Below are 12,785 nucleotides of genomic sequence, written 5' to 3'. Positions count from 1 at the left end.
TTGGGGTGTTGCTGGACGCGCCGCTTGCGCGCGGTGCGTCCCATTCGACTCGCTGTAGGCGCGGGTCTTAGATCTTGCCGATCAGGTCGAGCGACGGGGTCAGCGTTTCAGCGCCCGGCGTCCACTTGGCGGGGCACACTTGACCCGGGTTCTTGGCGATGTACTGGGCTGCCTGAACCTTGCGGAGCAGTTCGCCAGCGTCGCGGCCGATGCCGTTGTCGTGCACTTCGCACAGCTTGATCTCGCCTTCCGGGTTGATCACGAACGTGCCGCGCAGCGCCAGGCCTTCTTCCTCGATCAGCACGTCGAACGCGCGCGAGATGGCCAGCGTCGGATCGGCGATCATCGGGTACTCGATCTTCTTGATCGTGTCCGACGTGTCGTGCCATGCCTTGTGCGTGAAATGCGTGTCGGTCGACACCGAGTAGATTTCCACGCCGAGCTTCTTGAACTCTTCGTAGCGGTCTGCCAGATCGCCGAGTTCGGTCGGGCACACGAACGTGAAGTCCGCCGGATAGAAAACGAACACCGACCACTTGCCCTTCAGGTCTTCATCGGTGACGGTCACGAAATCGCCGTTGTGGTAGGCGGTTGCTTTGAACGGCTTGACTTGGCTGTTGATGATGGGCATTACCAGTTTCCTTTTGGAGTGGTGTTGAAGAAGTAAGTGAACTATACAGTAAAGCTATCGTTGCTGCGAAGTGGATTGATTTTATTGTCGAGATAGGGCGAGTCTATCGGGCCGATATTGGATGTTTTCCCGCATACGGCATTCTGATTGCACGCATCCGTCGCGGTTCCTTTTTAGCAGCTTTTTACATTGTCAATATTCAAGGAGGCGTCATGAAAATCGGCATCATCGGAGCGGGGAATATCGGGGCGGTGCTGGCCCTGCGCTGGAGCGAGAAGGGGCACGACGTGCGTATCGCCAATTCGCGCGGCCCGGCGACGCTGGCCGACGTGGCGCGCGAGACCGGCGCGACGGCGGCCGAGGCGCGTGACACGGTAGCGGGCGCGGAAGTCATCGTCGTGACGATTCCCGAGGCCAAGGTGCCGAATCTGCCGAAGGACCTGTTCGCGGGCGTGGCGGCGGGTGTCGTGGTCATCGATACGGGCAATTACTACCCGCGCCAGCGTGACGGGCGTATCGACGGAATCGAACAGGGGCTGCCGGAGAGCCGCTGGGTCGAGCAGCAGATTGGCCGGCCGGTGGTGAAGGCGTTCAACAACATTTATGCGGACCATCTGCGCAATCGCGGCAAGCCGGCGGGCGAAGCGGGGCGTATCGCGCTGCCGGTCGCGGGCGACGACCCTCAGGCGAAGGCGCTCGTCATGCGGCTGGTGGAGGAGATGGGCTTCGATGCGGTGGATGCCGGAACGATCGACGATTCCTGGCGCCAGCAGCCGGCTACGCCCGTCTATACCGCCGATCTCGACGCCGCCGGCTTGCGGGCCGGGCTCCAGCAGGCGGATCCGGTGCGCAAGCCCGAATGGCGCGCCACCGACGCGAGTCCCGGCACGTTCGACGCGCCCGCCTGAGGCCGCGCGGGGGTAAGGGTGTTTCGTGCGTTGGAACGTTCGTACGGGTTAATGCGGGAGACGGCGCACCTCATGAGACAATCGGGCACACTTTCCTGATGGGCTTTATCATGGCAACCCCGGCTGGCGCGTGCTGTCTGGCCTGACCGGGCGTCGTGGACTTGCTGATTGACTATGAAAACCGCTTCTCCCTCGCAGGATGTGCAGGATCCCCAGCCCCGTTTTGGCGAGTGCGACGCATGCGCCGATGTCGAACTCGTCGCCACCGCCACCATTCCCACCCGCTACGGCACCTTCGGTTCGTATGTGTATCGCGTGAAGCATACGAACGTCGAGCACATCGCCTTCGTCATGGGCGACGTGAGCAACGGCGATTCGGTGCTGACGCGGCTGCATTCCGAATGCGTGACCGGCGATGTGTTCGGCTCGTATCGGTGCGATTGCGGCGAGCAGCTGGATCTCGCGCTGCGCTACATCGCCGCCGAAAGCCGCGGCATCCTGCTGTATCTGCGTGGGCATGAGGGCCGTGGCATCGGGCTGGCCAACAAGATCCGCGCGTATGCGCTGCAGGAGCAGGGACTCGATACCGTCGATGCGAACCTGCACCTCGGCCTTCCGGACGACGCGCGTGAGTACGACTCCGCCGCGGCCATCCTGCGGGCGATGAAGGTGAAGTCCGTGCGCCTGATGAGCAACAACCCGTCGAAGTTCGACACGCTGCTCAAGCATGACATCCCGGTATGCGAACGCGTCGCGCTCGCAATCCCGATGCGTGAGGAAAACGAGCGCTATATCAAGACGAAGCAGGCGCGGTTTGGGCACTACTTCGAGGAGAACGAGTAGCGTGAGTAAGCTCGACTGGGCGCCCCCTCAACTCGCGTCGTGAAAAATCACCCCGAGCATATGCCGCCGACCCGAGCGCAGGCGGCTCACGCCATGCCGGAGATTCACCCGATACGGCCCGCGCGTCCCCTGCACCGGCCGATGATGCACGGCGAACAGCACCGCATCGCCCTGACTGAGCGGCACCACTTCCGCGCGCGATTGCATGCGCGGCCGCTGTTCCGTCATCACGAACTCGCCGCCGGTGAAATCGCGTTGCGGCGCTGACAGCAAGATGGCCATCTGGATCGGAAAGACGTGCTCGCCGTACAGGTCCTGATGCAGGCAGTTGAAATCGCCCGCCACGTAGCGCAGCAGCAGCGGCGTGGGGCGCGTCTGCCCTGCGCGATGACAGCGGTCGATGAACGCATCGTGTTCGCGGGGATAGCGCGTGTCGATCCCCATGATCTCGTTCCACCGGTTCGCCACCGGCACGAGATGCGGATAGACGGCGCGGCGCATATCGCCGATCACATCAGGCAGCGGATGCGCGAAGTACTTGTATTCGCCGCGCCCGAAACCGTGCCGCTCCATCACGACGCGGCTGCGGAAGCCGCTTTCGCGATCGTAAAGCGCGGCCAGCGCCTCGCACTCCCCGCGCGAGAGCAGGCCTGGCGCGGTCGCTGAACCGAATGCATCGAGTTGTGCTTCGAGGCTGGCCCAGTCGAGCGCGTCGATGCGCTCGCTGACCGCCGGCGGCGCTGACACAGACAAGTTCATGCTGGATCTCCGAAAAAGCGTGATTCTGCTCGCCACGCGCGCGTCACGCACTCCGGGTCTTGCGCCGCAATTCAAGAACGCGAATGGTCTAGTGCGGCAGCGCCGTCATGGCTGTCTCGTCGATACGCCCTCGCAGCGCGTTTCGCCGCGCGTCCATCCGGGCGCCGAGCGTGACGAGATCGAGTTGCGCGCGGCGAAGTTCGGGAAAGAGCGTCGTTTCTTCTTCCGCGACATGACGCCCCGCATGTTCCTTGAGCATCCTGAAGGTGGCGTCGAAGCCGTCTTCGCCGGCCGTGAGCGACGCCAGGCGATCGATCAGCGAAGTCATCAGGAAATGCTCGACATAAGCTTCGTCGACGTCGATGTTCCCCTGTGCGGCGAGCGCATCCTGAGCCATCGGATAGAGCAGTTCTTCTTCGACGATCGCATGGATCGTCAGCAGTTCGCACGCGCGCTGCACCAGCGATTGCTTGTGTTCCGGCGCGGCGGCGCCGGCGCGGTCGAAGGCATCGAACAGCTGTTCTAGCGCACGGTGATCGGCTTCGAGCATGTCGAGCGCGTCCGGATGTCGCGGGGAGTGAACGGTGGACATGTGGGGGTTCTCCAGATGAGGGCTCTACGGCCTGGCAGGGATCACGTGTGTTCCCGAGGTGCCGAAGAGAAGCAAAGCGAATGCCCGCGATTGCATCCGTTAACGGCGGCATCGCGCCGGTCTAAATGGTCGCTGCCGATCTGCGCCAGGTCACGATGTCGCAGCACCTTCACCTGCCACCACGCCGGCAGCAGACGCCGCACCTCGGCGCGTGCGAAGCGATCGTCGATCAGGTACAGCACGCCGCGATCGAGCGGCCCGCGTATCACGCGCCCGGCCGCCTGCACTACTTTCTGCAGGCCCGGAAACAGGTACGCATAGGCATAGCCTTCGCCAAAGGCTTCGTGCATGCGCGCGCGCATCTGCTCGTTGACCGGATTCAGCTGCGGCAGGCCGAGCGTCGCGACGAACGCGCCGACCAGCCGCGTGCCCGGCAGATCCACGGCCTCGCCGAACGCCCCGCCCAGCACCGCAAAGCCGACGCCGCGTCCGTCCGGCACGAAGCGCTCGAGAAACGCGTGCTGCTCCGCCTCGCTCATCGCGCGGGATTGCTGCCAGCAGGGAATCGACGGATGCCGTTCGATCAGCGCGGCCGCCACCTGCGTCAGATACTCGAAGCTGCTGAAGAAGCTCAGGTAATTGCCCTCGGCCTGGAAGAACTGGGCGGCGATCAGATCGGCAATGCGCGCCACGGAATGGGCGCGGTCGCGATAACGCGTCGAGACATCGGCGATCGCGCGCACGTCGAGTTGCGTGGCGTCGAATGGCGACTCGACGTCCACGCGCACGCACGACTCGGGCAGGCCGAGCGTATCGGCGTAGAAGTGCGCGGGTGTGAGGGTCGCGGAGAACAGCGCGACGCTGTGAGCGCGCGCGAAACGCGGCGCCAGATGCGGCCCGGGCACCACGTTGCGCAGGCACAGTACAGCCGGACGCTTGCCGCCGTGCGAGCGCTCGAGCGCGATGTCGAAGATCGAATGCGCGCCGAAGCGTTCGGCGATGCGCGCGAAGTGAATGGCATCGAAATAGAAGCGGAGGATCTCGGGCGTGAAGCTGTCGGGCTGTTCGGCGAGCACCTCGGTCATGTGCGAGACCGCCTGAGCCAGCGCGCCGAGGAAACTGGCGGGCGCTTGCGCGTAGGCAACGTAGTCGGTGTCGGCTGCGCGCTGCTCGCGCGCCGTCTCGTTCCAGCAGCGCGCGACGCGGCCGAGCGGCTTCTTCAGCCACGCAGGCGCGCCGCGGCGCATGGCGTCGAAGGCGCGCTGGTCGAGTGCCGCCGAATACATGCCGCGCGCGCGTTCGACGAGGTTGTGCGCCTCGTCGACGAGCACCGCGACGCGCCAGCGGTTCGCCTCCGCGAGCGCGAACAGCATCGCGCTGGTGTCGAAGTAATAGTTGTAGTCGCCGACGATCACATCGGCCCAGCGCGCCAGTTCCTGACTCAGATAGTACGGACAGACGTCGTGCGCGCGCGCCACTTCGGCGATCGACGCGCGGTCGAGCAGAGGACGCTCGAGCGCGGCGGCGCGCGCGCCGGGCAGGCGATCGTAGAAGCCGCGCGCGAGCGGACACGCATCGCCGTGACAGGCGCGGCCCGGATACTCGCAGACCTTGTCGCGCGCGACGAGTTCGATGACGCGCAACGGACGCGCGGCCAGCGTCGTCAGCGCGTCGAGCGCGAGTTGCCGGCCGGCGCTCTTGGCGGTGAGAAAGAAGATCTTGTCGAGTTGCTGCCCGTGCCAGGCCTTCAACAGCGGAAACAACGTGCCGACCGTCTTGCCGATGCCCGTCGGCGCCTGCACGACGAGCCGCTTTCCCGACACGGCCGCCCGATACACCGCCTCCGCGAGCGTGCGCTGGCCGGGCCGAAAACCGGCATGGGGAAATGTGAGCGAATCCAGCGCTTGATTGCGGGCCGCGCCGTGCGCCAGTTCCTGCCGCGCCCAGGCGATGAAACGTTCGCATTGCGTGTCGAAATGCGTGGCGAGCGCGTGCGCGGTCTGAGTCTCGACCAGCACGGTTTCGGTTTGATCGACGATGTCGAAGTACACGAGCGCGATGTCGATTTCGGCAAGCCCGAGCTTGCGGCACATCAGATGTCCGTAGACGCGCGCCTGCGCCCAATGCAGGTGACGATGATTGGCCGGCATCGCGTCGAGCTTGCCGCGATGCGTCTTGATCTCTTCGAGCCGGTTCAGCGCGGGATCGTAGCCGTCGGCGCGGCCGCGCACGCTGAGCGGGCCGTGTGTTTCCGCGAGGGAGATTTCCTTCTGGTAACCCGCGGGGCGCCTTGCAGTCACGGTCAGATGACCGGCGATGCCTTCCTGAGCGCTCGGCGCGGGTGTGAAGCGCAGGTCGAGATCGCCTTGCTTCGCCGTGAATTCGCACAGCGCGCGAACGGCAACGGTGTAGGCGGGCTCGGGTACTGTATGCATGTACAGCAGTCTAGCATGGGGAAAATGCGGCGAGTGACATTCAGGACGGCCCCCGCACCCACTCCCCCAACGCCTTCACCGCCCCTTCAATCTGTCCCGACCACGGATGCCCGAAGTTGATCCGCACGTAATTGCCATGCGCATGACGCGCGGAGAAGATCGGCCCCGGCGTCACGTTGACGCCATGCTCCAGCCCACGCCTGTGCAACTGCATCGCATCGACGTCCGCCGCCAGCCTGAGCCACAGAAAATAGCCGCCCTCCGGCCGCACGAACGACACCTCCGGCGGCAGCCAGCGCGCAATCGCCGCTTCCATCTCGCCGCGTTGGGCGAGCAGGGCGCCGCGCAGCTTGCGCAGATGCCGGTCGAAGCCGCCATGCTGCAAATAATCGGCGATGCCCGCCTGAACCGGAATGCTGGTCGACAGCGTCGTCATCAGCTTGAGACGGCGCACCGCCTGCGCGTAGCGGCCCGCCGCGACCCAGCCGAGCCGGTAGCCCGGCGCGAGCGTCTTCGAGAACGACGCGCAGTGCATCACGAGCCCCTGGGTGTCGAACGCTTTCGCGGGCGGCGGCCGGTCCTGCGCAAAATGCAGCTCGCCGTAGACGTCGTCTTCGATCATCGGCACGTCGTGCCGCGTGAGCAGTTCAACCAGCGCGCGCTTCTTCGCAATCGACAGCGTCACGCCGGTCGGATTCTGGAAATTCGTCATGAACCAGCATGCGCGCACCGGATGCCGGTCGAGCACTTCGGCGAGCACGGCGAGATCCAGTCCTTCTTCGGGATCGACGGGAATCTCGACCGCCTGCAGCCCCAGATGCTCGATCGCCTGAAGCGCGGCGTAGAAGCAGGGCGATTCGATCGCGACGACGTCGCCCGGTTTCGTCACGGCCATCAGGGAGAGCGTGAGCGCCTCCAGCGCGCCGTTCGTCACGATGAGCGTGTCCACCGGCTGCGCGATCCCCATGCCGACGTAACGCAAGGCGATCTGCTGCCGCAGCGTTTCATTGCCCGGCGGCATGTCGGCGACCGTGCTCCACGGATCGAGCCCGCGCGCCGCCTGTCCGAGCGACTTCGCGAGCCGCGCCAGCGGGAACAGTTGCGGCGCGGGGAACGCCGAACCGAGCGGCGCGACATCGGGACGCTTGAGCGCATCGAGCACGGAGAACACGAGGCTGCTGACGTCGATCGGCGCGGGTTCGGCAAGCGCCGTCTGCGCGGCGCCGGCGCGCGGCGCGTCGAGCGTCGCGCCCGGCGTGACGTAGTAGCCCGAGCGCTCGCGAGCGCGGATGAGCCCCCATTCCTCGAGCAGGTAATAGGCGCGGAAGACCGTCGACTGCCCGACCCCGTATTGCGTCGTCAGATGCCGCACCGAGGGCAGGCGCGCGCCGACAGGCAAGCGGCCCGCGCGGATCTCGGCGGCCATCGTGTCGGCCAGGGCCTGGTAGCGCTTCATCGCGTGGTGTGCTGGAGTGGACGCGCATCGGCCGATGCGCGGCGCGAATTGTCGCACGGCGCGTGCGGGGAATATCGCGGCGGACTCGCGCGTTTGATCAGGGAGCGGCCCATGCGCCGCGCCCATTCTTAACTCGTCCGGAGGTGTGTCATGAAGTGCGCCAGAATCGCCGCGATCGTCGTCGCCTTGCTCGCCGGTCTGCTCGCGGGATGTCAAAGCGATGGCAGCGGCATGCCGCAGGGTTCGTCTTCAGGCAGCAGCAGCGGCCGGTACTAGGGCCGCCGGTCCGCGAGGCAGGCGCGGTCCGAAGGATAGAATCGGCGTTCCGCACTACGCCGCGCAGGAATGACAAGATGGACGCGAAGCACACCCGCAGCATCACCGACTGGCACGCCCACGTCTATTTCGATGCACATACGCGCGATGCCGCCTGGCAACTCCGGCTGGTCATCGAAGCGCATTTCTCCGATCTGCTGGAAGGCGGCGCGTTGCGTCTGGGCCGTTTTCATGAGCGACCGGTCGGACCGCATCCGGTGTGGTCGTTCCAGCTCGCCTTCGGCAGCGAACTGCTCGCGCCGATGCTCGAATGGCTGACCCTCAACCACGGCGCGCTCGATGTCTTCATGCATCCCAACACCGGCAACGCGCTGGCGGATCATCGCGATGCAGCGGTGTGGATCGGGCGTTCGCATGAACTGGTGTTGAAGACGCTGGGCGGCTGAATCCCCAGGCCTGTCTCTCAGACGCAACAAAGGCGGGTCATGCCCGCCTTTGTTTGTTCTCTTGATTGCCGCTGAAAGAAGCTTACTTCTTCGCGGTAGCCGCCTTGGGCACGGCACGCACGACGGCGCCGCCGGCCACTTCCGCGTCGCTCTGCGCGGCGTCCACGACCTGCTTGGCGGCCTTCCGGGCGGCTTCGTACGCGGAGTTGGCGGATTCCGTCGCAGCGTCGATGGCGGAGCGCCACGCATTCACCACGGCTTCGCTGCCGGCGGGCGCGTGGCTCGCGAGGCTCTCGACAAACGCTTGGACGTTGCGCTGCGATTTGCCGAGCTGATCCTGCACGGCTTCGATGTAGTCGCCACGGACGCCCGCGGCGATTTCGTAGACTTGCGTCCAGTAAGCCTGCGTGCGCTGGGCGGCGTCCTGCAAATTCTGGTTATGCAGCGTGAGGAATTCCTGCGGACCGCGCGCCGAGAACGCACGGACGACGAACGCCTGCTGTTCGTCGAGCGCGGTCCTGATGGTGCGCGTGTTCAGATCGACCAGTTGTTCAAAGCCACCGACAGCCCGCGTGGCGAGGCCAAACGTGGCGTCTACTCCCGCCTTCTGCGACTCGACTACCTTTTCCGGCGCAAGACTGCTCATTCTCGACTCCAGGTGGTTTGATGCGTGATGGCGCGGGGCGCGCGATGATTGGTGCGGTGCAGCGAGCGACTCATTTTAATGAAACTGCTTCGCGTGTCAATTACGTGTTTCCGACCAGACATTAAACCATTCCGATATTCGTCAAAATAATCGAAGGGAAATAAGCAAATGCGCTCGGACGATATATACGGTTTGATCACACATCACGTCATCAGACGTGTGCGACTGATCAATGGTTAAATTCTGAACAATATTTCAACTGCTGATAATTTATTCAGGATGGTCCGGAACGCACGCTCGTTCGGTCAAACCCTTGTCCAGCAGCACTTTGGGCGAGATGCTGGTAAACACCTAAGCCAATTATTACCGAATGCGATGTTTCCCTAGTTGACGCATTGATGTCGGAATTGAAAAAATCACGCACCGCAGCAAACGAGGGAAAGGCGTAATGCCGGGTAAGAATTTCGACGTAAATCGTGTCACCAGCCCGTCACTTCGCCTGTATAGGATTCATCCTCGCGCAAATCAGCCGGCGCTGAACGGCATATATATAAATCGAGAGACTTGAAGAAGATGGGGCAACATTCTCAAACCCTGGGCCACCTTGAACGCAGCGAAGAAGACAACACCCTGCGGCGCGCCATGGCCGCGCGTCTGGACCGGGCCATGCACAAGGCAAACATCAGTTCCGCAAAAGCCGCCAACTGGCTCGACGTGAGCGAGCACGACGTGCAGTACTGGCGTCGCGGCATCACGGTGCCGCCGCTGGCGGCGTTCAATCGCATCGCCCGCGCGCTCGACCTCGACGTGCACTGGCTGTGCACCGGCCAGAGCCGCCAGGCTCCGGTGCATGCGCAGTCTCAGGCAGTCAACTGAGCGCGCTTTCCCGCCGCATTTTCCGCGTCATCAGGCTTCCGGCGTCATCGCAGGCGCCGCCTGCCCGCGCCCGTGCAGCAGCACGGTGCCGATGCCGCTCGCCGCGATCACGCACATCCCGAACGCCATCCAGCCATCCGGCACCTGGCCGAACAGCAGCCAACTGAAGAACGCCGCGAACGCCAGCTGGCCATAGGAAAACGGTGTGAGCACGGCCAGCGGCGCGCGCCGTAACGCCTGCAGCATCAGCAACTGGCCGACCGTCGCGAAGGTCGCCATCAAGGCCACCAGCATCCAGCTTCCGGGCCGCACGCGTGCAATCGCCGGCAGCGTCTCCGCCTGATCCATCCAGACGAGCACGCACAACACCAGCGTCGCGACGAACGCCGTGAGGAAGTTGGTGGTGATCGCGTCATCGACCCGGGAGAGGTGGCTGGAAATCACTTGGAAGCACGCGAAGGTCGTCGCCGAGCCGATCGGATAGGCGATATTCCAGTTGAACTGGCTGCCGCCCGGACGCACCACCAGCAGCATGCCGATGAAGCCGAGCACGACCATCGCCCATTTGCTGCGCGGGACATGATCCTTCAGCACGAGCGCGGCGAGCAGCGTGGAGATCAGCGGCGCCAGCATGGCGAGCGACGTGGTCACCGGCAGCGGCAGATGCCGCAGGGCCGCGAAGGTACACGCCGAATTGGTCAGCAGCAGCACGGCGCGCACGATCTGCAGCTTCACGCTGCCCGTTCGAAACAGGCCGAACGCGCCACGCCGCACCTGCCAGACGCCCAGCACGACCATCTGGAACAAGTACCGGACCCACAGGAGCGCAAGCAGCGGAACCGCCGTGCCGATCAGCTTCACTGTCGAGTCGCTGGCGGCGAAGGTCGCCGTGGTCAGGATCATGATGGCGATGCCGGCGCCGGTGTTATCGGTATCAATGCGGTAACGCGCCTTGCTCTCCAAGCTTGCCATCGAATGTCCGTGGTTGGTTTGACCGGTTGCCGCGGAACCGCGGATCGTGGAACGGGATTCTGAAGATGAACGGCCTTTCGAGCCTTGCATCATTTTCCAGTCATCGTCAGGTTGCTGCAAGAACGCAGTCATGTCGTGTGCTGTCTTGTTGCGTCACCGTCACGGACTCAAAAAATTAACTAGACGGTTCGAACACAGATGCGATGCGGTTCGATGTCTCATGATGTTTTCGTCATTTTTCAGACTTCGACTAGATCATTCTTAGTGCGCTGTCTCTACGATTCGCTGGATGTCGGATGTCATGCAACCTGTCGACCCTTAACAAAGTTGCTCGGCAAACATCTGGCGTCAGAAGCAGCGATACGGCACGCGGGCCGCGCGTCCCGATCGCACAGGAACTCACCCGTCCCAGTTGTGGAGCACACCATGCAGAAGCGCTTTTCGGTCGCAGCAGCGATCCTGTCCGGAGCGTTCATCGCTCTTTCGTCGACGATCGCACAGGCCGCCGACGGCACCATCACCATCAACGGCGTCATCACCGACACCACTTGCTCGATCAATGGCAAGGCCAGCGGCACGCAGGCCGACATCAGCGTGCTCTTGCCGACTGTGACGGCGGGCTCGCTGGCGTCGGCGGGCACGACGGCCGGCACGTCCAATCTCGGCGACATCAAGCTGACGCTGAGCGGCTGCACGGGCGCTGCGACCAAGGCAGTCGCGCGCTTCGAGAACGGCCCGACGGTGGACCAGGCAAGCGGCAATCTGGTGAACAAGGCCGTGACGACGCCGGCGACCAATGTCCAGGTCCGCCTGCTGAACGTGAACATGCAGCCGATCAACATCCTGACGAACGCGAACAACGACCTGGCCACCAACGGCGCGACGATCGCCAGCGGCGCGGCCACGCTGAACTACTTCGCGCAGTACTACGCGACCGGCAAGGCCGCGGTGGGCAACGTGACGACCTCGGCGCAGTACACGATGACCTATCAGTAACCGCGTCGCGGCAAGCAGGTTCCGGGCGCGCGCGTGGGCGCGCCCGGCATGGGTCAGTCATAGCGTGGTCATTGAAACAGGCACTCGACATGAACAGCAACAGGCGGCTGATCGCAGCGGCCGCATGCCTCGGCATCTGCTTCGCGAGCGTAGCGGGCACGGCGGGCGCGAGCGTGACGATCGGCGGCACGCGGGTCGTCTATCCGCTGGATCAGCGTGAAGTCACGGTCAAGCTGAACAACGACAGCCGCAGCCCTTCGCTGGTCCAGGTGTGGATCGACGACGGCCGGGCCGATGCCGCGCCCGACGACGTCAAGACGCCCTTCGTGATTACTCCGCCGATCTTCCGCATGGACGCGGGCAAGTCGCAGACGCTGCGGGTGATGTACGGCGGCGACGCGCTGCCGCAGGACCACGAATCGGTGTACTGGCTGAACGTGCTCGACGTTCCGCCGAAAGTGCAGCCCAAGGCCGATCAGAACACGCTGCAACTTGCCTACCGGACGCGCATCAAGGTGTTCGTGCGGCCGGTGAAGCTGCCGGGCGTGCCCGAGGATGCGCCGCGCGCGCTGACCTGGAAGATCGTGCCCGCGCCGCAGGGCGGCGGCGACGCGCTCGCCGTCTCGAACCCGACCGCCTACTACGTTTCGTTCAGCGAGATCGGGGTGGAGGCGCAAGGCAAGCACTACAAGAACGAGATGGGCGGCATGGTCGCGCCGCGGGGCACCGAAATCATCGCGGTGCCGAAGATGAGCGGGGTGCATGCCGGCAAGGTCCATTACATGGCGATCAGCGATCTCGGCAGTCCCATCGAGGGCGATGCCGACGCAGCCGATTAGTCATCCTCCGCGCTCCGGCTGAGCGCATCCCCGTCCGTCAACCGGATCGAATCCCGACACACGAGTTCGACGCGCTGCGCCGCGGGCGCGCGGCGGGCGCTCGCGTGCGC

At 64.4% G+C, this 12,785-nt stretch carries 14 protein-coding genes; 7 read left to right on the top strand and 7 right to left on the bottom strand.

Features of this window, described 5'->3' with window-relative positions:
* Positions 1 to 67: 67 nt before the first annotated feature.
* Positions 68 to 631 carry an alkyl hydroperoxide reductase subunit C gene (ahpC, locus tag QCE69_RS32425; protein WP_309820620.1) on the bottom strand — a complete coding sequence of 188 codons (564 nt, stop codon included), beginning with the start codon at positions 629 to 631 and terminating at the stop codon, positions 68 to 70.
* Between the two features lie 56 nt (positions 632 to 687).
* Between ahpC and QCE69_RS32420 the strand changes: the two genes are divergently transcribed.
* Together QCE69_RS32420 and ribA are read left to right on the top strand one after the other, a co-directional pair.
* The gene (locus QCE69_RS32420) at positions 688 to 1,539 is read left to right on the top strand and encodes an NADPH-dependent F420 reductase (protein WP_409021264.1); all 852 of its coding nucleotides are present in this window, start codon (positions 688 to 690) and stop codon (positions 1,537 to 1,539) included.
* 174 nt (positions 1,540 to 1,713) lie between these two features.
* Positions 1,714 to 2,382: a GTP cyclohydrolase II gene (gene ribA, locus QCE69_RS32415; protein ID WP_309911040.1), complete on the top strand. Its 669-nt coding sequence runs from the start codon at positions 1,714 to 1,716 to the stop codon at positions 2,380 to 2,382.
* A 27-nt stretch (positions 2,383 to 2,409) separates the two neighbouring features.
* Here the strand turns inward: ribA and QCE69_RS32410 are convergent, their stop codons facing one another.
* The 4 genes from QCE69_RS32410 to QCE69_RS32395 form a co-directional block, all read right to left on the bottom strand.
* Positions 2,410 to 3,141 (bottom strand): 2OG-Fe(II) oxygenase, encoded by a 732-nt coding sequence (locus tag QCE69_RS32410; protein ID WP_309935009.1) that lies wholly within the window; start codon positions 3,139 to 3,141, stop codon positions 2,410 to 2,412.
* Positions 3,142 to 3,229: 88 nt separating this feature from the next.
* Positions 3,230 to 3,733, bottom strand: a complete 504-nt coding sequence (locus QCE69_RS32405) for a hemerythrin domain-containing protein (protein ID WP_309926690.1) — start codon at positions 3,731 to 3,733, stop codon at positions 3,230 to 3,232.
* Positions 3,734 to 3,774: 41 nt separating this feature from the next.
* The gene (locus QCE69_RS32400) at positions 3,775 to 6,168 is read right to left on the bottom strand and encodes an ATP-dependent DNA helicase (RefSeq protein WP_309935007.1); all 2,394 of its coding nucleotides are present in this window, start codon (positions 6,166 to 6,168) and stop codon (positions 3,775 to 3,777) included.
* Positions 6,169 to 6,208: 40 nt separating this feature from the next.
* The gene (locus tag QCE69_RS32395) at positions 6,209 to 7,624 is read right to left on the bottom strand and encodes a PLP-dependent aminotransferase family protein (RefSeq protein WP_309935005.1); all 1,416 of its coding nucleotides are present in this window, start codon (positions 7,622 to 7,624) and stop codon (positions 6,209 to 6,211) included.
* A gap of 150 nt (positions 7,625 to 7,774) precedes the next feature.
* On the opposite strand from QCE69_RS32395, the gene QCE69_RS32390 reads away from it, so the two are divergent.
* Both QCE69_RS32390 and QCE69_RS32385 read left to right on the top strand, forming a co-directional pair.
* Positions 7,775 to 7,900 (top strand): hypothetical protein, encoded by a 126-nt coding sequence (locus QCE69_RS32390; protein ID WP_309935004.1) that lies wholly within the window; start codon positions 7,775 to 7,777, stop codon positions 7,898 to 7,900.
* Between the two features lie 77 nt (positions 7,901 to 7,977).
* Positions 7,978 to 8,346: a DOPA 4,5-dioxygenase family protein gene (locus tag QCE69_RS32385; RefSeq protein ID WP_309926683.1), complete on the top strand. Its 369-nt coding sequence runs from the start codon at positions 7,978 to 7,980 to the stop codon at positions 8,344 to 8,346.
* An 82-nt stretch (positions 8,347 to 8,428) separates the two neighbouring features.
* On the opposite strand, the gene phaP is transcribed toward QCE69_RS32385, so the two are convergent.
* The gene (phaP, locus tag QCE69_RS32380; RefSeq protein WP_309935002.1) at positions 8,429 to 8,992 is read right to left on the bottom strand and encodes a TIGR01841 family phasin; all 564 of its coding nucleotides are present in this window, start codon (positions 8,990 to 8,992) and stop codon (positions 8,429 to 8,431) included.
* A gap of 573 nt (positions 8,993 to 9,565) precedes the next feature.
* Here phaP and QCE69_RS32375 point away from each other — a divergent pair.
* Complete coding sequence (locus QCE69_RS32375; protein WP_309927536.1) at positions 9,566 to 9,868, top strand: helix-turn-helix domain-containing protein; 303 nt, start codon at positions 9,566 to 9,568, stop codon at positions 9,866 to 9,868.
* A gap of 30 nt (positions 9,869 to 9,898) precedes the next feature.
* Here QCE69_RS32375 and QCE69_RS32370 read toward each other — a convergent pair whose 3' ends face one another.
* Positions 9,899 to 10,840, bottom strand: coding sequence for a DMT family transporter (locus QCE69_RS32370; RefSeq protein WP_309935000.1), 942 nt, complete (start codon positions 10,838 to 10,840; stop codon positions 9,899 to 9,901).
* 426 nt (positions 10,841 to 11,266) lie between these two features.
* Between QCE69_RS32370 and QCE69_RS32365 the strand changes: the two genes are divergently transcribed.
* Together QCE69_RS32365 and QCE69_RS32360 are read left to right on the top strand one after the other, a co-directional pair.
* A complete protein-coding gene (locus tag QCE69_RS32365; RefSeq protein ID WP_309926675.1) occupies positions 11,267 to 11,836 on the top strand; it encodes a fimbrial protein in 570 nt (189 codons plus the stop codon).
* Positions 11,837 to 11,925: 89 nt separating this feature from the next.
* A complete protein-coding gene (locus QCE69_RS32360; RefSeq protein ID WP_309926672.1) occupies positions 11,926 to 12,675 on the top strand; it encodes a fimbria/pilus periplasmic chaperone in 750 nt (249 codons plus the stop codon).
* Positions 12,676 to 12,785 lie beyond the last annotated feature (110 nt).

This window comes from Caballeronia sp. LZ032, assembly GCF_031451315.1.
GTDB lineage: Bacteria > Pseudomonadota > Gammaproteobacteria > Burkholderiales > Burkholderiaceae > Caballeronia.
The sequence above is the reverse complement of the archived record's forward strand: the minus strand, read 5'-3'. Positions and strand labels throughout refer to the sequence as shown.